This is a genomic window from Streptococcus infantis SPAR10, from assembly GCF_000279535.1.
Classification (GTDB): Bacteria; Bacillota; Bacilli; order Lactobacillales; family Streptococcaceae; genus Streptococcus; species Streptococcus infantis_I.
The window spans coordinates 1-19,570 of the sequence record NZ_ALCH01000001.1 but is presented as its reverse complement, the minus strand read 5'-3'; the positions used below and the strand labels follow the sequence as shown (position 1 = coordinate 19,570).

At 42.6% G+C, this 19,570-nt stretch carries 16 protein-coding genes, 3 tRNA genes, 3 rRNA genes and 1 other RNA gene; 1 reads left to right on the top strand and 22 read right to left on the bottom strand.

Annotated elements, in window-relative coordinates:
• Window positions 1–3 precede the first annotated feature (3 nt).
• From plsX to SPAR10_RS02240, 3 genes are read right to left on the bottom strand one after another with little or no spacing between them, the layout of a single operon-like run.
• Window positions 4–996 carry a phosphate acyltransferase PlsX gene (gene plsX, locus SPAR10_RS02250; RefSeq protein WP_004250369.1) on the bottom strand — a complete coding sequence of 331 codons (993 nt, stop codon included), beginning with the start codon at window positions 994–996 and terminating at the stop codon, window positions 4–6.
• Window positions 993–1,763 carry a DNA repair protein RecO gene (recO, locus tag SPAR10_RS02245; RefSeq protein WP_004250368.1) on the bottom strand — a complete coding sequence of 257 codons (771 nt, stop codon included), beginning with the start codon at window positions 1,761–1,763 and terminating at the stop codon, window positions 993–995. Before recO ends, plsX begins: the two co-directional genes overlap by 4 nt.
• Window positions 1,760–2,929, bottom strand: a complete 1,170-nt coding sequence (locus SPAR10_RS02240; protein WP_004250366.1) for a pyridoxal phosphate-dependent aminotransferase — start codon at window positions 2,927–2,929, stop codon at window positions 1,760–1,762. The genes recO and SPAR10_RS02240 overlap by 4 nt, the downstream gene beginning before the upstream one ends.
• 154 nt (window positions 2,930–3,083) lie before the next feature.
• Between SPAR10_RS02240 and SPAR10_RS02235 the strand changes: the two genes are divergently transcribed.
• Window positions 3,084–4,094, top strand: a complete 1,011-nt coding sequence (locus tag SPAR10_RS02235; RefSeq protein ID WP_004250363.1) for a YeiH family protein — start codon at window positions 3,084–3,086, stop codon at window positions 4,092–4,094.
• A gap of 28 nt (window positions 4,095–4,122) precedes the next feature.
• Here SPAR10_RS02235 and SPAR10_RS02230 read toward each other — a convergent pair whose 3' ends face one another.
• From SPAR10_RS02230 to SPAR10_RS02150, 19 genes are all read right to left on the bottom strand, one after another.
• Entirely contained in the window at window positions 4,123–4,560 is a 438-nt protein-coding gene (locus tag SPAR10_RS02230; RefSeq protein ID WP_004250362.1) for a CoA-binding protein, read from the bottom strand.
• 133 nt (window positions 4,561–4,693) lie between these two features.
• A complete protein-coding gene (gene srtB / locus SPAR10_RS02225) occupies window positions 4,694–5,536 on the bottom strand; it encodes a class B sortase, LPKTxAVK-specific (RefSeq protein WP_004250360.1) in 843 nt (280 codons plus the stop codon).
• A gap of 76 nt (window positions 5,537–5,612) precedes the next feature.
• Window positions 5,613–6,242 (bottom strand): amylase-binding adhesin AbpA, encoded by a 630-nt coding sequence (abpA, locus tag SPAR10_RS02220; RefSeq protein ID WP_004250358.1) that lies wholly within the window; start codon window positions 6,240–6,242, stop codon window positions 5,613–5,615.
• Between the two features lie 270 nt (window positions 6,243–6,512).
• Entirely contained in the window at window positions 6,513–7,481 is a 969-nt protein-coding gene (locus SPAR10_RS02215; RefSeq protein WP_004250356.1) for a ribose-phosphate diphosphokinase, read from the bottom strand.
• A gap of 215 nt (window positions 7,482–7,696) precedes the next feature.
• Window positions 7,697–8,191 (bottom strand): beta-class carbonic anhydrase, encoded by a 495-nt coding sequence (locus tag SPAR10_RS02210; RefSeq protein WP_004250355.1) that lies wholly within the window; start codon window positions 8,189–8,191, stop codon window positions 7,697–7,699.
• 161 nt (window positions 8,192–8,352) lie between these two features.
• Window positions 8,353–9,048 carry a TIGR00266 family protein gene (locus tag SPAR10_RS02205; RefSeq protein WP_004250353.1) on the bottom strand — a complete coding sequence of 232 codons (696 nt, stop codon included), beginning with the start codon at window positions 9,046–9,048 and terminating at the stop codon, window positions 8,353–8,355.
• Window positions 9,049–9,119: 71 nt separating this feature from the next.
• A complete protein-coding gene (gene radA / locus SPAR10_RS02200) occupies window positions 9,120–10,481 on the bottom strand; it encodes a DNA repair protein RadA (RefSeq protein WP_080581389.1) in 1,362 nt (453 codons plus the stop codon).
• 13 nt (window positions 10,482–10,494) lie between these two features.
• Entirely contained in the window at window positions 10,495–11,061 is a 567-nt protein-coding gene (locus tag SPAR10_RS02195; RefSeq protein WP_033630843.1) for a histidine phosphatase family protein, read from the bottom strand.
• Window positions 11,012–11,455 carry a dUTP diphosphatase gene (locus SPAR10_RS02190; protein ID WP_004250347.1) on the bottom strand — a complete coding sequence of 148 codons (444 nt, stop codon included), beginning with the start codon at window positions 11,453–11,455 and terminating at the stop codon, window positions 11,012–11,014. The genes SPAR10_RS02195 and SPAR10_RS02190 overlap by 50 nt, the downstream gene beginning before the upstream one ends.
• Before the next feature lie 53 nt (window positions 11,456–11,508).
• Window positions 11,509–11,607: signal recognition particle sRNA small type (ffs, locus tag SPAR10_RS10640), an RNA gene on the bottom strand.
• 32 nt (window positions 11,608–11,639) lie between these two features.
• The gene (tadA, locus tag SPAR10_RS02185) at window positions 11,640–12,107 is read right to left on the bottom strand and encodes a tRNA adenosine(34) deaminase TadA (RefSeq protein ID WP_004250346.1); all 468 of its coding nucleotides are present in this window, start codon (window positions 12,105–12,107) and stop codon (window positions 11,640–11,642) included.
• Between the two features lie 198 nt (window positions 12,108–12,305).
• Complete coding sequence (locus tag SPAR10_RS02180) at window positions 12,306–13,592, bottom strand: adenylosuccinate synthase (protein WP_004250345.1); 1,287 nt, start codon at window positions 13,590–13,592, stop codon at window positions 12,306–12,308.
• 239 nt (window positions 13,593–13,831) lie between these two features.
• Window positions 13,832–14,068 carry a sigma(X)-activator ComW gene (gene comW, locus SPAR10_RS11195; protein WP_006149115.1) on the bottom strand — a complete coding sequence of 79 codons (237 nt, stop codon included), beginning with the start codon at window positions 14,066–14,068 and terminating at the stop codon, window positions 13,832–13,834.
• 198 nt (window positions 14,069–14,266) lie between these two features.
• Window positions 14,267–14,340, bottom strand: a tRNA-Asn gene (locus SPAR10_RS02175).
• 5 nt (window positions 14,341–14,345) lie between these two features.
• Window positions 14,346–14,461, bottom strand: a 5S ribosomal RNA gene (gene rrf, locus SPAR10_RS02170).
• 77 nt (window positions 14,462–14,538) lie between these two features.
• A 23S ribosomal RNA gene (locus SPAR10_RS02165) occupies window positions 14,539–17,437 on the bottom strand.
• A 125-nt stretch (window positions 17,438–17,562) separates the two neighbouring features.
• A tRNA-Ala gene (locus SPAR10_RS02160) sits at window positions 17,563–17,635 on the bottom strand.
• Between the two features lie 50 nt (window positions 17,636–17,685).
• Window positions 17,686–19,230: ribosomal RNA gene (locus SPAR10_RS02155) — 16S ribosomal RNA — on the bottom strand.
• The 16S, 23S and 5S rRNA genes sit together here with 3 tRNA genes alongside, the layout of an rRNA operon.
• 227 nt (window positions 19,231–19,457) lie before the next feature.
• A tRNA-Glu gene (locus tag SPAR10_RS02150) sits at window positions 19,458–19,529 on the bottom strand.
• Window positions 19,530–19,570 lie beyond the last annotated feature (41 nt).

Below are 19,570 nucleotides of genomic sequence, written 5' to 3'. Positions count from 1 at the left end.
TCCTTATTCCTCTGAAAATTCACGCGCAGTTTGAGCAACTACATCTGTCTCAAGCATGGTACGAATCTGGCGTATTGTGCTATAGACAGCCTTGGCATCACTTGAGCCATGAGTCTTAACTACTGGTGCCTTAACACCAAACAGAACCGCGCCTCCAACATCTGAATAGTTGAGCTGTTTTTTCAAACCTCTGAGGTTATCCTTAAGAAGGAAAGCCCCTAGCTTGGCTCTAAGACCGCCACCTACAATAGCATTTTTAAGCAAGCCCATGATACCCATAGCAGTCCCTTCAATAGCTTTGAGAACAGCGTTTCCCGTGAAACCATCTGTTACGACTACATCAGCAACACCATCCATCAAATCACGTGCTTCCACGTTCCCGACGAAATTCAAACTCTTATCAGCCACTAATAGGTCATAGGCTTCCTTGCGGAGTGGATCTCCCTTGCTGCTCTCTGTCCCGTTATTAAGCAAACCTACACGAGGTTTTTCAATGCCACGAACATTTCTAGCATAGAAGGAACCTAGGATAGCGTATTGATGCAGGTGATGAGCTGTATTTTCTGCATTAGCACCAAGGTCAAGCATATCAAAACCTTTTCCATCAATAGTTGGCAAGGTTGACATAAGACCTGGTCGATCGATATTTTTGATACGACCAACGATGAAGAATCCTGCTGCTAACAAGGCACCTGTATTTCCTGCAGAAAGAACTGCATCTGCCTCTCCATCTTTGACAGCCTTAGCTGCCAATACCATGCTGGAATTTTTCTTCTTGCGGATGGCTTTTGTAGGCTCATCATCTGAGTCGATTTTTTCATCCGTATGGATAATGCTGACGCGCTCTGTAGCTGTTAGATATTGCTTGATTTTGCTTTCATCTCCATAAAGTTGGACTTCAATATCTGAAAAGTCAGCAAGGGCTTGATTAACTCCCTCTACAATAGCTTGTGGTGCGTAATCGCCACCCATTGCATCAACTGCGATTTTTTTCATTTGTCTTCCTCTTTCAGTAGTTGTCCCCAGTCGGCTAGGGAATCAATAAATTTCTTTGATTTTAGATGAATGCCGACATATTCCTCGTAGATTTGGTCCATAAACTTACGCAAGTCTTGCTTGATTTCGGCCTTAAGTGAGATAGCCTCCAAGGTCTCAAAATCAATGGCTTGAAATTGATTGAGCAGATAAGGAATATTGGGATTTAGATGACATCGTTTCTCATCTTCATGGTAATGATCGGGACAAAGACAAGCCCCGTATTTGAAGGAGAAGTCAAAGGCTTGTCCCACACGGTGGCAAAAAGTACACTCATTAAAGTTGAGACTGATTCCGAAACGTGTCAATATTTGAATTTCAAAAATATTGGTCAAAACTTGATAATCCAGACCCTCTTCCATCAGCTCTAAAGTCTTTTGCAAAAAAGCAAATAAGGGAGCATCTTCTTGATTATCCTGCAAACTCGCATCTGCCAAGGCTGCAACGTAAGTCGCATAAGCCATAACAAAGAGGTCACTATTGATTTTCGGAAAAGTCTTCACCTCATGATAATCTTCTATATAACTAAGTCCATCGTCATTGACTTTTAGGAGAAAATGGGCTAAGACTAAAGGTTGAATGACAGGAGCTAGTTTGGATTGGCCGGCGTGTTTGACAAAAAACATGCGCTTCCCTGCCTGTTCTGTAAAGATTTTAACAAGCTTATCATCCTCTCGAAAATTTCGATTGTAAAGTACTAAACCCTGACTCGTAATCGATTGAATCATGCTTCTCTCATGTACTCCTCAAGTCGTTTCATAGCTTCTCTGATGGTTCCCATGCTAGCTGCATAAGATAGGCGAACATAGCCCTCTCCATACTGACCAAAGGCAGCACCAGGAATAAAAGCAACAGCCTTCTTCTGGGCAAAATCCTTCAGAAAAGCAAAGGAATCTTGATTATAGCCTGCCGGAATCTTAGCAAAGATATAAAAAGCCCCATCTGGTTTGATAATCTCAAAGCCGAGGTCAGTCATCTTGTCGATAATGTAGTCCCGACGCTGGATATATTCCTTCTTCATGGGTTCTGCATCATCTTTACCAGCTGTCAATGCTTCCACCGCAGCATGTTGTGCCATGGTGTTTGCAGCAGTTACCAAATACTGATGACTCTTGATGAGTTGAGCTGTGAAGTTTGCTGGTGCAAAGATAAAACCTAAACGCCAACCTGTCATGGCATGGGATTTAGAAAGACCGTTAATGATAATTGCCTGATCTCTCAACATAGTTCCCAAAGATACATGATTTTCCCCTGTATAGGTCAATTCTGAGTAGACTTCATCACAGACTACGAAAATCTCATACTTGCGTAAAACAGCTGCCAAGGCTTCTAATTGCTCGCGACTATAAGTAATTCCTGTAGGGTTGGCTGGATAGTTGAGAATAACTGCCTTGAGCTTGTCACCTTGCTCTAAAATCGCTTTTTCTAGCATTTCTGGAGTTAAGACAAAACCATTCTCAGTCGTATCAATCTCGACAATCTCTGCACCAACTAGATTAACTATTGGCTCATAGCCAGGATAGGCAGGAGCTGGCAAGAGAACCTTGTCTCCTTCCTCCAAAATAGCTGTCAGAGTGGCTGATAGAGCCTCTGTCGCACCAATTGTGACCAAGATTTCATTCTCTGGATTGTAGTCCAGCTGATATTTCTCTTTTACAAAATCACTCGCCGCCTGACGCAATGTCAACAAACCACTCATACCTGCATAGTAGGATTGATCTTGATCAATGGCTCGCTTTGCAGCTTCCTTGACATGATCTGGCGTTGTAAAATCTGGTTCTCCCAAGGTCAATCGCAGGACACCAGGAATCTCTGAAATAGCCTGGTCAAATTGACGAATCAAGGAAACTTGTATCTTATCTAATTGTTTATTAAAGCGTTTGGTTAAGTCCATATATATCCTCCTTGATCAAAGAACATATATCTATTATACTACAAAAGCTCTCTGACCGCAAAATTCCGTTAATTTACAACCTTATTCCTACTTTCTATTTTACTTTTCTGACAGATAAGATTATAATAAGTAGTATTTATTTTCGGAGGTTTTTATGTCATTTCTATCAAAAAATTGGGCAGGACTGCTAGTCTGTCTAATCATTTCTATCATCTCTTGGGTTTTAGGAGGCTTTCTGCCTGTTGTGGGAGCACCTGTTTTCGCCATTTTTATCGGAATGATTCTCCATCCCTTTCTCACTTCTTATAAACAACTGGATGCCGGCTTGACTTATAGCTCCAAAAAACTGCTTCAATATGCTGTTATCTTGCTTGGGTTTGGACTCAATATCTCACAAGTTTTCGCAGTTGGAAAATCTTCCCTCCCTGTTATCCTTTCGACTATTTCTATCGCTTTGATTATAGCTTTCTTTTTCCAACGATTTTTTAACCTTGATACAAAGCTAGCTACCTTGATTGGAGTTGGATCTTCTATCTGTGGCGGTTCTGCCATTGCAGCGACTGCTCCTGTTATTCACGCCAAGGAAAAAGAAGTAGCCCAAGCCATTTCTGTTATCTTTTTCTTCAATGTCTTGGCAGCTCTTATCTTTCCAACTCTAGGTTCTTGGCTCCATCTTTCCAACGAAGGTTTTGCTCTCTTTGCGGGTACTGCGGTCAACGATACGTCCTCTGTAACAGCCACAGCTAGCGCCTGGGATAGCCTCTACCAAAGCAATACTCTCGAATCTGCTACTATTGTCAAACTGACTCGTACCTTAGCTATTATCCCTATTACTCTCTTTCTCTCATACTGGCAAAGTCGCCAACAAGGTGATAACCAAGGAGTAAAACTCAAAAAAATCTTCCCCGTTTTCATTCTCTACTTTATCCTAGCTTCTCTGCTAACTACCGTCCTTACTTCTTTTGGTGTTAGCAATAGCTTCTTTGCACCTCTCAAACAACTCTCTAAATTCCTTATTATCATGGCCATGAGTGCTATCGGTCTCAAAACCAACCTCGTTGCTATGATCAAATCCAGTGGAAAATCCATTCTTCTTGGAGCCCTTTGCTGGATTGCTATCATCCTGACTAGTCTTGGCATGCAAATACTCATCGGTATTTTCTAATAAAAAAGGTAGCCTTTAGGCTACCTTTTTATTGTTCAAGAATTAAACGTGTATGTTCTCTCTTAATACAACGGTTCATCACGATGTCATCGCATCCCCCAGCACGCAAGATTTCTGCTGCTTCCAAACTTTCAAGTTCTAATTGTGCCCAGAAAATCTTGGCATCCGCCTTGAGAAAGTCTCGTGCTACATCAGGTAAAAATTCACTGCGACGATAGACATTGACGATATCTACAGGGAAAGGAATTTCAGCTAGACTGGCATAAGCCTTTTCTCCCAAAATCTCGCCACCTGCAGCTTTAGGGTTAACTGGAATAATTTTATAGCCACGAGCCTGCATTTCTTTAGTCACTCGATTGCTAGTTGTTTCCTCACGATCGGATAAGCCTACTACAGCTAGAGTTTTACTGCTTGCTAGATACCGACGGATCACTCCATCACTTGGATTGATAAATTCTTGAGTCATAGAAACCCTCCTTTTTCATCAGTATAGCATATTTTGAAAGGGTTTGTAGAAATTTGCTATGAAAATAAAAAATCCTCTTAAAATTAAACTATTCATTTAATTTTAAGAGGATCATAAAGATTTTATTTAAAGATTATTCTCTTGTTGGTTTATACTGAAGGCTTTCTCCGTGTTGTTTGACAAAGTCACTCAACTCTGAATCAGGAATTTGTCGAAGGTAGAGATTGGCACGAATCGTATCATCTTCTTCACGACAAGTAGAAAGCACAAGATATTTATCCTTAGCTGATACCTTGACATTTGGTTTCTTAACCTCTGCAGTATCATAAATAGTAGTTAGCTGTTTCTCAAAATCTGCATCATCATCAAAAGAAGTACGGTAAAAAGCTGTTTCTTCTGGAACAATAATCATGGCAACAGCTTCATAATAGTACTTTCTCTCTGGAGTTTCAATGACAACATAAGGGTGTGCATCAAAATATTCTTGGCGACTGAAATAGTTCACATCTTTAAACATACGGTGATCAGGAACTTTACTACCACGAGCGTGACCAAATAACCAAGTTAATCGATCGCTAAAATCCTTCTTGTTATCAGCGTCCATAAAGACTGTCCCCATTAAAGGCTCGTTAACTCCATCAAAGCGCTTATCTAAATAAGTCGCATTATCCGTTGTTTGAACGACTGGTTCATCTAACTGTGTACCCGGAATATATACATACCCCACAGTTTCAGAGTTTGTTGCAAGTAAACCTTTAAATTTATTAGAGAGATATTCCTTTTCTTCCTCGCTAGCAGTATAAGCTTGCTTTGACGCTTCCTGGGTAACGGTAGTTTCAGTCGTCTTATTCTCACTTGATGCTGAGAAGCTGTTATTATATATAAACAAGCCTCCCAAAGCAACGATAGCTACTGCTGCGATAGAAGCAATTATTTTAGTAATTGGTGTTTTCTTTGTTCTAGAGTGTCCACTCATTTTTCTACCTCGTTATTTACTAAAAAAATCACTGAAACAAAGTTTCAGTGATAGTATACTTCACCAAATAAATAAATTATTTAACAGCGTGTGTTTTTGGAAGGGCTTTTTGACCTGCTTTTGCAGAAGCTCCTGCTTTTTTAGCTGCTGCATCTGCTTTTTTAGCTTGGTCTACAGCACCTGGTTTACCACCTTCTGGTTGAGTTGCTGCTTGATCAGCTGCTGCTTGATCAGGAGATACTTGTTCAGCTACACCATGGTTAAGAGCTTTATCTTCTTGATCACGCATGTCTTTTGTTTTGTTGTCTTGAACGCCAGTTGGATCGTTCCAGTATTTACCTTCAGCATAAGCAGTGTCACGGTATGCATCTTGAAGGCGAGCTACATATTTGTTGCGTACAACATTACGTGCTTCAGTACGAGCTGCTTCAAGTTTAGCAACGTAATCACCGTAAAGGTGACCTGATCCGTATGCTTCAAGAGCTTGTTTTGCTGCTACAACTGCTGCATCGTTTTCAGCTTCAGCGTTAATTTCAGCTTCGTGTGCTGCTACTTGTGTGTTTGCTTCGTCAGCGATATCACGTTCTGAAACGTAGTGTTTTTGAATCAATGCATTTGAGCTATATGAATTGTCAGATGCAAATGCTGGAGCTGCTGCAGAAAATACTGCAAGAGCTGCTACTGATGATAATAAAACTTTCTTCATTGTTTTATCTCCTCTTTAATTTTAAAATTTAATTATAAGGATAATCCTTACTAACTCAAATTATATCACATATATTAGAGTTGTCAAGCTTTTTTAAAAATAAATTTATATTTTCTGGTAAAAACAAGTAAAATTCATTCGAATTACAAAAATCAAATAAAATTCTTGAAATAATTGATATAAAAATGTTTGAAATCCGAACAATGCAGAGTTTTGCGAGTGTTAGGTTCTGTATTTCTAAGAGTATATTTTATTTTTTCAGCTGTAATTTTAAATAGTCTTCTCGATACTAAACAATGGAGAAAGAGGACGTTTTTCGTGGATACGGATGATTGCATCGCCTAAAAGATGAGCGATAGAAATTTGTTCAATCTTATCAATCAAACGTTCTTCTGGAAGATAGATAGTATCCAAAACAACCAATTTTTTAATGGCTGATTTCTGGATATTCTCCATTGCTGGACCAGAAAGAACTGGGTGCGTACAACTTGCGTAAACTTCAACAGCTCCTGCTTCTGCTAGAGCATCAGCCGCATGACAAATGGTTCCAGCTGTATCAATCATATCGTCAATCAAGATACAAGTCTTACCTTCTACCTTACCAATGATATTCATAACTTCACTAGTATTCATCTTGTCTACACTACGACGCTTGTCGATAATGGCAATTGGAGTTTTCAAAAATTCTGCTAATTTACGAGCACGAGTCACCCCACCGTGGTCCGGGCTGACAACGACATAGTCAGAACCAACCATGCCACGACGCTCAAAGTAATCCGCAATCAATGGAGCACCCATCAAGTGATCCACCGGAATATCAAAGAACCCTTGAATCTGTGCTGCGTGCAAGTCGATTGTCAACAAACGATCAACTCCAGCTACTTCAAGCATATTTGCAACGAGTTTTGAAGTGATTGGCTCACGCGCTCTTGCCTTTCTATCCTGACGTGCATAACCATAGTAAGGCATAACAACGTTGACAGATTCTGCACTGGCGCGCTTCAAAGCGTCTACCATAATCAAAATCTCAAGTAGATTATCATTTACTGGTGAGCTAGTTGATTGTAGAATAAAGACGTGTTTTCCACGGATCGATTCTTCGATATTAACTTGAATTTCTCCATCTGAAAATTGACGAACAGTCGATTTTCCCAATTCTATCCCAATCTCTTGTGCCACACGTTCTGCCAATTCTTTATTTGAAGAAAGGGCAAATAGCTTTAAATCAGAAAAAGACATGATTTCCTCCAGTATTTATGTATCACTTGTGTTTTTCACAACATTTTTCCATCTACCATTGTAGCGCTTTTTTCTCGATTTTTCAATAAAAAATAAGACAAGAGTAGACTTTTATACTATTGTCTTATGCTATTTTATATTAGTGATATTGAGGATGAAATGTGTCAATCTTATCATCCTACTTCATGCTACTCCAGAAGCTTTTAATTAAAAAGTTAGTATATCTCCCTCATACTACCTGTATCCACATCGTAAACAGCTCCTGAAATAATAACATCATCTGGAATTAAGGGGCATTCTCGCAGCAATTTCATATCCTCTCGAACACTCTCATCGATGTCTTGAAACGGTAAAAAGTCCTGCCCAGATACATCAACTCCCAATTCACATTTTAGGTGCTCTTGAAAATCCTCGTTATTGAAGGTTTGAGCCCCGCAGTCTGTATGATGAAGAACCACAATTTCTCTTGTCCCCATTTGTTGTTGGGAAATTACAAGTGAGCGAATCATATCCTCAGTCACTCGACCACCCGCATTCCGTAAGATATGGGCATCTCCCAGAGCTAACCCCAGAGCTGGCGCAACGTGTAGACGCGAATCCATACAAGTTACGATTGCAACCTTGGTCTTGGGTTTAATGGATAAATGCAAATCTCCATGTAGTTCTACATAAGCTTGATTGGCTTTTAAAAAATTTTCAAAATAGGACATGACAACTCACTTTCTAGTCTGCCAGATAATTTGAACACCAAATTATTTATCTCCTATCTTACCATCTTTTCTTTGTCTTGTCAGCTGTTAACTTTCATATAAAAAAACTGGGACAGAGACATCCAGCAACTAGCTTGGGTTTCTGTCCTAGTTTTTTAATATTATGAACCTTTTTGGATATACTTGTTAAGAGAGCCTGCAAAGCTCTGAAGATTGAGACTTTGTACATAGACCTCACCGGTACCTCGGAAGGTATTCACCACTCCTTCGCCTGTACCAATAGACTGCCAGAAGCCATTTTCTAAGTGGATATCATAGTCCAGAGATTGACTCCAAGCCACCACATGGGCATTGTCGATGGTTATTTCTTGGTTTTGTAGCTCAATTTTCTTAATAGATCCAAAAGCATTGGCCAAAAGAGTTCCCTGACCTTGGGTTGTCATCACAAAGAGACCGCCTTGCCCTCCGAACAGAGCTTTCCCAATAGACTGGCGCTCCATTGTATAGAAAGCTGTACCATCAAGAGCTAAAAAGGCCCCATCATTCAATCGGTACTGGTTTTCGCCTAGCTCAAGAGCAATCACTTGACCAGGAGTATCTGGTGCTAAAGCAAGGTTGCCGTTGTCAGACTCTGCAACAGCTTGAGTGATAAAGGTACTTTCACCAGAAACCATTGAACGCCCTACAGCTTTGACAAAACGTCCCAAACCAGAACCGCTTGCATTGAGCTGGGTATTGAGACTTACATTAGGTGTATGGTAGACCATGCTACCACGCTGAATAAAGACCGTTTCCCCCTGATTGAGCGACAACTCTACCAAAGGAAACTGCATTTGACTATCCATAGAAAATTTCATCAGAAATTCCTCCTTATTTTTAATAAATGTTAGCAATAAAATAATTAGTCATCTAAAACTGACCATAACGATTAGGAGAATACTTTTTTCAAGACTTCCTGAATAGTCGTCACCCCAATCACCTGAATTTCCTTAGGTGGCTTTATACCTGTTAGGGAGTTTTTTGGTACATAGATTTTTGTAAATCCAAGCTTAGCGGCTTCATTGATCCGTTGTTCGATACGATTTACGCGCCGAATCTCTCCCGTCAAGCCCAACTCTCCTACAAAACATTCCTGGGGATTGGTTGGCTTGTCCTTGTAGCTAGAAGCAATAGCAACTGCAACAGCCAGGTCAATAGCAGGTTCATCTAATTTGACACCACCAGCTGATTTAAGATAGGCATCCTGATTTTGAAGCAAGAGACCAGCCCGTTTTTCCAAGACAGCCATAATCAGACTAGCACGATTGAAATCAAGCCCTGTCGTCGTACGCTTAGCATTCCCAAACATGGTCGGCGTCACCAAGGCCTGCACTTCAGCAAGAATTGGACGTGTTCCTTCCATAGTCACAACGATGGACGAACCAGTCGCTCCATCCAAGCGTTCTTCCAGAAACACTTCACTAGGATTCAGGACTTCAACCAAACCACCTGATTGCATTTCAAAAATCCCGATTTCATTGGTCGATCCAAAACGGTTCTTGACTGCTCTCAGAATCCGGAAGGTATGGTGACGTTCCCCTTCAAAGTAAAGCACCGTATCCACCATATGTTCCAACATACGAGGACCAGCCAAAGTTCCTTCCTTGGTCACATGCCCTACGATAAAGATAGCAATGTTATTGGTCTTGGCCAGCTGCATGAGTTCAGCTGTCACCTCGCGTACTTGGGAAACCGACCCTTGTACCCCTGAAATCTCAGGAGACATAATGGTCTGGATCGAATCGATGATAAGAAAGTCTGGTTGGATTCGCTCCACCTCAGCTCTCACGCTCTGCATATTGGTCTCAGCATAGAGATAAAACTCGCTATCAATATCCCCCAAGCGCTCTGCACGGAGTTTGATCTGTTGAGCAGACTCCTCCCCACTGACATAGAGAACTGTTCCTACTTGAGACAACTGAGTTGATACTTGTAAGAGAAGGGTTGATTTTCCAATACCTGGATCTCCACCAATTAGGACGAGACTCCCTGGCACCACACCTCCACCGAGTACACGGTTGAATTCCTCCATCTCAGTCTTGGTTCGATTGACATTAATAGAAGTTACTTCTGCCAATTTCATGGGCTTGGTTTTCTCACCTGTCAAGGACACACGCGCATTCTTGACTTCTGCAACCTCAACCTCCTCAACAAAAGAAGACCAAGCTCCACAGTTTGGACAGCGTCCTAAATACTTTGGTGAATTATATTCACAATTTTGACACACAAATGTCGCCTTTTTCTTTGCGATAATAAACCTCTTTCTATATCTCTATCTCACATTCAATCACTTGGCAAAAATCAATCTTCTCATTTGGTACAAACTGCCGTATCAGCATTCGATGGGCTACAACTACCACAGTTTGATGTTCCCGATACTTAGCCATGCATTCTAGAAAACGAGTCTTCATCTCTACAGCTGTCTCATATTGAACAGGAGAATTTAGGAGCAACTCCCCATTATTTTCTAAAAATAGTCTTCTAGCTTCTTCAAATCTATCTATGCCACTTTCATAGACCTGCCATTCATGCAATAATGGCTCCACTCTCAAAGGAAGCCCAGTAGCACAAGATACATAAGAAGCCGTTTCTAATGCTCGCGTCACTGCAGAAGACACCAGTATATCAGCTGAGCCAAACAAAAGATTTTTGCAAAGTTCCTGAGCTTGTTGTCTTCCTTTTACCGATAAAGGGGCCAAGTCTATCCCAAATCCCGTATAAGAACGCTCCTCTAACTCACGGTAATCTGGCTCTCCATGACGTACAAAGATAATCTTCATCTTAGTGCCCAGTTGATCCAAACCCACCAGTACGAACTCCGTCTGCCTCATCTCCATCTGCAATTAAAAATGGTGCAAAGACAGCCTGAACTACACGTTCTCCAACTTCAAGAACAACTTCTTGATCTGTGATATTCTTCATCTGTGCAAAGATATGTCCCTCATTCCCTGGATTGCCATAATAATCTCCGTCAATGACACCCACAGAGTTAATCAAGACCAAACCTTTTTTACGAGGATTTGATGAACGGTCATAAAGATAGAGCACTTCAGTCGGCTGCATATAAGCCTTAACACCTGTTGGGACGAGGACGATTTCTCCTGGTCCAATCACTGTGCGCTCTGCCACCTTTAAGTCGTAGCCAGCTGCGTGTGCTGTCTCTCGTTTAGGTAACAAAGTTTCATCTGTAAAGCTAGAAACTAATTCAAAACCACGAATTTTCATATTATTCCTCTTTTTAATCTTTTATTCTAGGCTATTTTATCTTATTTATTCGAAAAAAGCACGAAAAAAGAGCACACAATTCACACTCGCTTAGGGCTGCTGGATTCCTCCCCTGACCCGCTTCACGCAGAACTGTTGCTCCACTAGTTATTATACCACATTCCCCTCTATTTTTAAAGAGAAATTATTTTTTACGTCGATTTCGGAAAAAGTCTTGCATAATCTCTGCGCACTCATTCTCTAAAACACCTGTTTCAACGTCCACACGGTGATTGAGCCTCTCATCTGTTAGAATATCGTACAAGCTCCCAGCGGCGCCAAATTTCTGATTTTTAGCCCCGTAGACCACGTTTGGAATCCGTGCGAGACCAATTGCCCCACTACACATGACACACGGCTCTATGGTCACAAAAAGCGTACAATCGAGCAAACGCCAACTCTCTTCGCTCAAATTAGCATTCTCTATGGCCATAATTTCCGCATGCATGACTGCCCGTTGCAACTCCTCTCGAGCATTGTGTCCTCTCCCAATGACTTTTCCATCCTTGACAATTACACAACCAATCGGGATTTCATCATGCTCTAAAGCAATCTCTGCCTCTTTTAAGGCCTCTCTCATAAAAGCTTCTTTTTCTTCAAGCGTGTAATTCATCTCTTCTCTCTTCCTAGCTATCAATTCTATCATTATACCATGTTTCTCAACACAAAAAAAGCCACCGAATGCGGTGACTTTATAGGGAGATTATTATGAAAAAGAAAAGTTTAGGAAATTTGTTACAACAAGTTAGGAGGTCTTCTTGTAACTGTCTATAGTATATCCAACCTGTCTTAAACAAATCTTAAAAATCTGCTATGACCAAACACTTTCTAAAATATTTGTCTGTTCACGACCAGGACCTACTGAGAATGTTGAAATACGAACACCCACCAATTCGCTAACACGGCGAACATAGTTGCGTGCATTTTCAGGAAGGTCTTCCAAATTACGTACTCCAGTGATATCTTCAGACCAACCAGGCAATTCTTCGTAGATTGGTTTACAACGTTTCAATTGTTCGAGACTAGCTGGGTAGTAATCAATACGTTGACCGTCAAGATCATAGGCCACACAGATTTTTACTGTATCCAAGCCACTCAAAACATCAATAGAGTTCAAAGAGAGATTTGTGATACCAGAAACACGACGGCTATGACGCATAACAACTGAGTCGAACCAACCTACACGGCGAGGACGCCCAGTAGTTGTCCCATACTCATGCCCCACTTCACGAATACGATCACCAACTTCATCAAATAGCTCGGTTGGGAAAGGACCATCACCTACACGACTTGTATAAGCCTTACATACACCGACAACTTTGTCAATCTTGCTTGGACCTACTCCAGAACCAATTGTCACACCACCAGCCACTGGGTTTGATGAAGTAACAAATGGATAAGTACCTTGGTCAATATCCAACATGACACCTTGTGCACCCTCAAAGAGAACCCGTTTACCATTATCAAGCGCGTCGTTCAAGATAACAGAAGTATCAGTCACATATTGCTTGATTTGTTGGCCATACTCATAGTATTCTTCAAAAATATCATCAATTGAAATAGGTTCACTATCATACAATTTTACAAATTGACGATTTTTCTCAGCAAGATTACGTTCTAAACGTTCACGGAAGATTTCTTTATCCAAAAGATCCGCAATACGAATTCCAACACGAGCTGCCTTGTCCATATAGGCTGGACCAATTCCTTTAATTGTCGTCCCAATCTTGTTATCACCCTTAGCTTCTTCTTGAAGACGGTCTAACTCAATGTGATAAGGCAAAATAACATGCGCACGATCAGAAATTCTAAGATTATCTGTTGTAACACCTTCTTCATGCAAATAAGACAATTCTTTCACAAGAGATTTAGGGTTGACAACCATCCCATTACCAATAACAGAGATTTTTTCTGGGAAGAAAATACCTGAAGGAATCAAGTGCAATTTAAATTTCTTTCCATCAATAACAATTGTGTGACCTGCATTATCTCCGCCTTGGTAACGAGCAATCACTTCCGCATTAGCTGAAAGAAAATCTGTAATTTTCCCTTTACCTTCATCACCCCATTGGGTACCTACAACAACAACTGAAGTCATAATAAATTTTCGTCTGAGCCAAAAGGCTCGTCCTTTCTCATATACATGGTGGGAGTCTCACCCACAATAATATCTTACAATTTATTATAAGAAAAAAAGCCTATTTTATCAAGAATTAACACTAGAAAAGATTAGGGAATTCTTTTACTTTTGATTTAAAAAAATACAAAAAATTAGCATAATCTAAATATTTTTTAAAATTAATTATTATTGTTCGTAATAGATGAAATGAAATTTTATTAAAATGAATAATTTAAATTTTGCCCTAATAGATAATTAAGATAGATCCGGTACGCTGCTCGAAAATGACAGAGGAGAAAATCCTTCTCATTCTTTATCTTAAAACGAATTAAATAATAAAGTAAAAATTTAAGATGAAGTAATTCCCATTCATCAGTACTTTGAAATAAAATTGAATATTCATTTTCGATTTGCTTTAGAAAAACCAAAGATCGATCGTAATATTTTTGAAGCATATAAAAAACCTTTCTTATTGATAAAACAAGTTTATCAGAAAGGCTAAATAAATAGATAAATATTTCTATAAAGTAAAAATTTTAAGCTGAACAAACTTAAAACAAAGAAAAGAAGTAAAAATAGATGAAAAAAATACTGAAAAATCCTCGTAAATAAACCCAAGGAAACAAAAAAACGTTCCTTAGAACGTTTAACTACTCCGCCAGTAGGACTCGAACCTACGACATCATGATTAACAGTCATGCGCTACTACCAACTGAGCTATGGCGGATAAAAGCTAAGCGACTTCCATATCTCACAGGGGGCAACCCCCAACTACTTCCGGCGTTCTAGGGCTTAACTTCTGTGTTCGGCATGGGTACAGGTGTATCTCCTAGGCTATCGTCACTTAACTCTGAGTAATACCTACTCAAAATTGAATATCTATCAAATTCCAAGAAAACCTTACGCTTTCGTATTCTCAGTTACTTTGGATAAGTCCTCGAGCTATTAGTATTAGTCCGCTACATGTGTCGCCACACTTCCACTTCTAACCTATCTACCTGATCATCTCTCAGGGCTCTTACTGATATAAAATCATGGGAAATCTCATCTTGAGGTGGGTTTCACACTTAGATGCTTTCAGCGTTTATCCCTTCCCTACATAGCTACCCAGCGATGCCTTTGGCAAGACAACTGGTACACCAGCGGTAAGTCCACTCTGGTCCTCTCGTACTAGGAGCAGATCCTCTCAAATTTCCTACGCCCGCGACGGATAGGGACCGAACTGTCTCACGACGTTCTGAACCCAGCTCGCGTGCCGCTTTAATGGGCGAACAGCCCAACCCTTGGGACCGACTACAGCCCCAGGATGCGACGAGCCGACATCGAGGTGCCAAACCTCCCCGTCGATGTGAACTCTTGGGGGAGATAAGCCTGTTATCCCCAGGGTAGCTTTTATCCGTTGAGCGATGGCCCTTCCATACGGAACCACCGGATCACTAAGCCCGACTTTCGTCCCTGCTCGAGTTGTAGCTCTCGCAGTCAAGCTCCCTTATACCTTTACACTCTGCGAATGATTTCCAACCATTCTGAGGGAACCTTTGGGCGCCTCCGTTACCTTTTAGGAGGCGACCGCCCCAGTCAAACTGCCCGTCAGACACTGTCTCCGATAGGGATCACCTATCCGGGTTAGAGTGGCCATAACACAAGGGTAGTATCCCAACATCGTCTCCTTCGAAACTGGCGTCCCGATCTCATAGACTCCTACCTATCCTGTACATGTGGTACAGACACTCAATATCAAACTGCAGTAAAGCTCCATGGGGTCTTTCCGTCCTGTCGCGGGTAACCTGCATCTTCACAGGTACTAAAATTTCACCGAATCTCTCGTTGAGACAGTGCCCAAATCATTACGCCTTTCGTGCGGGTCGGAACTTACCCGACAAGGAATTTCGCTACCTTAGGACCGTTATAGTTACGGCCGCCGTTTACTGGGGCTTCAATTCATACCTTCGCTTACGCTAAGCACTCCTCTTAACCTTCCAGCACCGGGCAGGCGTCACCCCCTATACATCATCTTACGATTTAGCAGAGAGCTGTGTTTTTGATAAACAGTTGCTTGGGCCTATTCACTGCGGCTGACGTAAAGTCAGCACCCCTTCTCCCGAAGTTACGGGGTCATTTTGCCGAGTTCCTTAACGAGAGTTCTCTCGCTCACCTGAGGCTACTCGCCTCGACTACCTGTGTCGGTTTGCGGTACGGGTAGAGTATGTTAAACGCTAGAAGCTTTTCTTGGCAGTGTGACGTCACTAACTTCGCTACTAAACTTCGCTCCCCATCACAGCTCAATGTTATAGAATTAAGCATTTAACTCAATTCACACCTCACTGCTTAGACAGACACTTCCAATCGTCTGCTTTAGTTAGCCTACTGCGTCCCTCCATCACTACATACTCTAGTACAGGAATATCAACCTGTTGTCCATCGGATACACCTTTCGGTCTCTCCTTAGGTCCCGACTAACCCAGGGCGGACGAGCCTTCCCCTGGAAACCTTAGTCTTACGGTGGACAGGATTCTCACCTGTCTTTCGCTACTCATACCGGCATTCTCACTTCTATGCGTTCCAGCGCTCCTCACGGTACACCTTCTCCACACATAGAACGCTCTCCTACCATACCTATAAAGGTATCCACAGCTTCGGTAAATTGTTTTAGCCCCGGTACATTTTCGGCGCAGGGTCACTCGACTAGTGAGCTATTACGCACTCTTTGAATGAATAGCTGCTTCTAAGCTAACATCCTAGTTGTCTGTGCAACCCCACATCCTTTTCCACTTAACAATTATTTTGGGACCTTAGCTGGTGGTCTGGGCTGTTTCCCTTTCGACTACGGATCTTAGCACTCGCAGTCTGACTGCCGACCATAATTCATTGGCATTCGGAGTTTATCTGAGATTGGTAATCCGGGATGGACCCCTCACCCAAACAGTGCTCTACCTCCAAGAATCTTGATGTCGACGCTAGCCCTAAAGCTATTTCGGAGAGAACCAGCTATCTCCAAGTTCGTTTGGAATTTCTCCGCTACCCACAAGTCATCCAAGCACTTTTCAACGTGCCCTGGTTCGGTCCTCCAGTGCGTCTTACCGCACCTTCAACCTGCTCATGGGTAGGTCACATGGTTTCGGGTCTACGACATAATACTAAAGCGCCCTATTCAGACTCGGTTTCCCTACGGCTCCGTCTCTTCAACTTAACCTCGCATCATATCGTAACTCGCCGGTTCATTCTACAAAAGGCACGCTCTCACCCATTAACGGGCTCGAACTTGTTGTAGGCACACGGTTTCAGGTTCTATTTCACTCCCCTCCCGGGGTGCTTTTCACCTTTCCCTCACGGTACTGGTTCACTATCGGTCACTAGGGAGTATTTAGGGTTGGGAGATGGTCCTCCCAGATTCCGACGAGATTTCACGTGTCTCGCCGTACTCAGGATACTGCTAGGTACAAAGACTATTTTAAATACGAGGCTCTCACTCTCTTTGGCTGACCTTCCCATGTCATTCTTCTATAGCTTTGAGTCCACATTGCAGTCCTACAACCCCGAAGAGTAAACTCTTCGGTTTGCCCTCCTGCCGTTTCGCTCGCCGCTACTAAGGCAATCGCTTTTGCTTTCTCTTCCTGCAGCTACTTAGATGTTTCAGTTCACTGCGTCTTCCTCCTCATATCCTTAACAGATATGGGTAACAGGTAGTACCTGTTGGGTTCCCCCATTCGGAAATCCCTGGATCATCGCTTACTTACAGCTACCCAAGGCATATCGTCGTTTGTCACGTCCTTCTTCGGCTCCTAGTGCCAAGGCATCCACCGTGCGCCCTTATTAACTTAACCTTACTTTTTTGACCTTTCAGTCATAAACTCTTATTAATACTACAGCGTTTTCGGTTTATTTTCTTGTTACTATTTGATATAGATATTCAATTTTCAATGTGCATTACTTGGTGATCTCTCACCAATGGAGCCTAGCGGGATCGAACCGCTGACCTCCTGCGTGCAAAGCAGGCGCTCTCCCAGCTGAGCTAAGGCCCCACAAGACCTCTCAAGACTAAACAAGACCAATGTGCATTCCTTATCCTTAGAAAGGAGGTGATCCAGCCGCACCTTCCGATACGGCTACCTTGTTACGACTTCACCCCAATCATCTATCCCACCTTAGGCGGCTGGCTCCTAAAAGGTTACCTCACCGACTTCGGGTGTTACAAACTCTCGTGGTGTGACGGGCGGTGTGTACAAGGCCCGGGAACGTATTCACCGCGGCGTGCTGATCCGCGATTACTAGCGATTCCGACTTCATGTAGGCGAGTTGCAGCCTACAATCCGAACTGAGATTGGCTTTAAGAGATTAGCTTGCCGTCACCGGCTTGCGACTCGTTGTACCAACCATTGTAGCACGTGTGTAGCCCAGGTCATAAGGGGCATGATGATTTGACGTCATCCCCACCTTCCTCCGGTTTATTACCGGCAGTCTCGCTAGAGTGCCCAACTGAATGATGGCAACTAACAATAGGGGTTGCGCTCGTTGCGGGACTTAACCCAACATCTCACGACACGAGCTGACGACAACCATGCACCACCTGTCACCTCTGTCCCGAAGGAAAACTCTATCTCTAGAGCGGTCAGAGGGATGTCAAGACCTGGTAAGGTTCTTCGCGTTGCTTCGAATTAAACCACATGCTCCACCGCTTGTGCGGGCCCCCGTCAATTCCTTTGAGTTTCAACCTTGCGGTCGTACTCCCCAGGCGGAGTGCTTAATGCGTTAGCTACGGCACTAAACCCCGGAAAGGGTCTAACACCTAGCACTCATCGTTTACGGCGTGGACTACCAGGGTATCTAATCCTGTTTGCTCCCCACGCTTTCGAGCCTCAGCGTCAGTTACAAGCCAGAGAGCCGCTTTCGCCACCGGTGTTCCTCCATATATCTACGCATTTCACCGCTACACATGGAATTCCACTCTCCCCTCTTGCACTCAAGTTAAACAGTTTCCAAAGCGTACTATGGTTAAGCCACAGCCTTTAACTTCAGACTTATCTAACCGCCTGCGCTCGCTTTACGCCCAATAAATCCGGACAACGCTCGGGACCTACGTATTACCGCGGCTGCTGGCACGTAGTTAGCCGTCCCTTTCTGGTAAGATACCGTCACAGTGTGAACTTTCCACTCTCACACTCGTTCTTCTCTTACAACAGAGCTTTACGATCCGAAAACCTTCTTCACTCACGCGGCGTTGCTCGGTCAGACTTCCGTCCATTGCCGAAGATTCCCTACTGCTGCCTCCCGTAGGAGTCTGGGCCGTGTCTCAGTCCCAGTGTGGCCGATCACCCTCTCAGGTCGGCTATGTATCGTTGCCTTGGTGAGCCGTTACCTCACCAACTAGCTAATACAACGCAGGTCCATCTGGTAGTGGTGCAATTGCACCTTTCAAGCAGCTATCATGCGATATCTACTTTATGCGGTATTAGCTATCGTTTCCAATAGTTATCCCCCGCTACCAGGCAGGTTACCTACGCGTTACTCACCCGTTCGCAACTCATCCGAAGAGCAAGCTCCTCCTTCAGCGTTCTACTTGCATGTATTAGGCACGCCGCCAGCGTTCGTCCTGAGCCAGGATCAAACTCTCATTAAAAGTTTGAGTTCTCACTCATTTCTGTCACTGACAGATTTATTGTTTTTTCATTGTTCAGTACTACAACCTTAAGTTATAGTGCCCTGCACATTGGTTCGTCTTGTTCAGTTTTCAAAGGTCTTTGTCGCGCTTGCGACAACTATATTAGTATATCACAGTCACTTTTCTCTGTCAACAGGTTTTTTTAACTTTTTTAAATCCTATTTCCATCAACCGCGATACACCCATAGTCCGTACGGGATTCGAACCCGTGTTACCGCCGTGAAAAGGCGGTGTCTTAACCCCTTGACCAACGGACCTTGAGCTTTTTCAACTCTTTCTATTATACCTACTTTTAGAA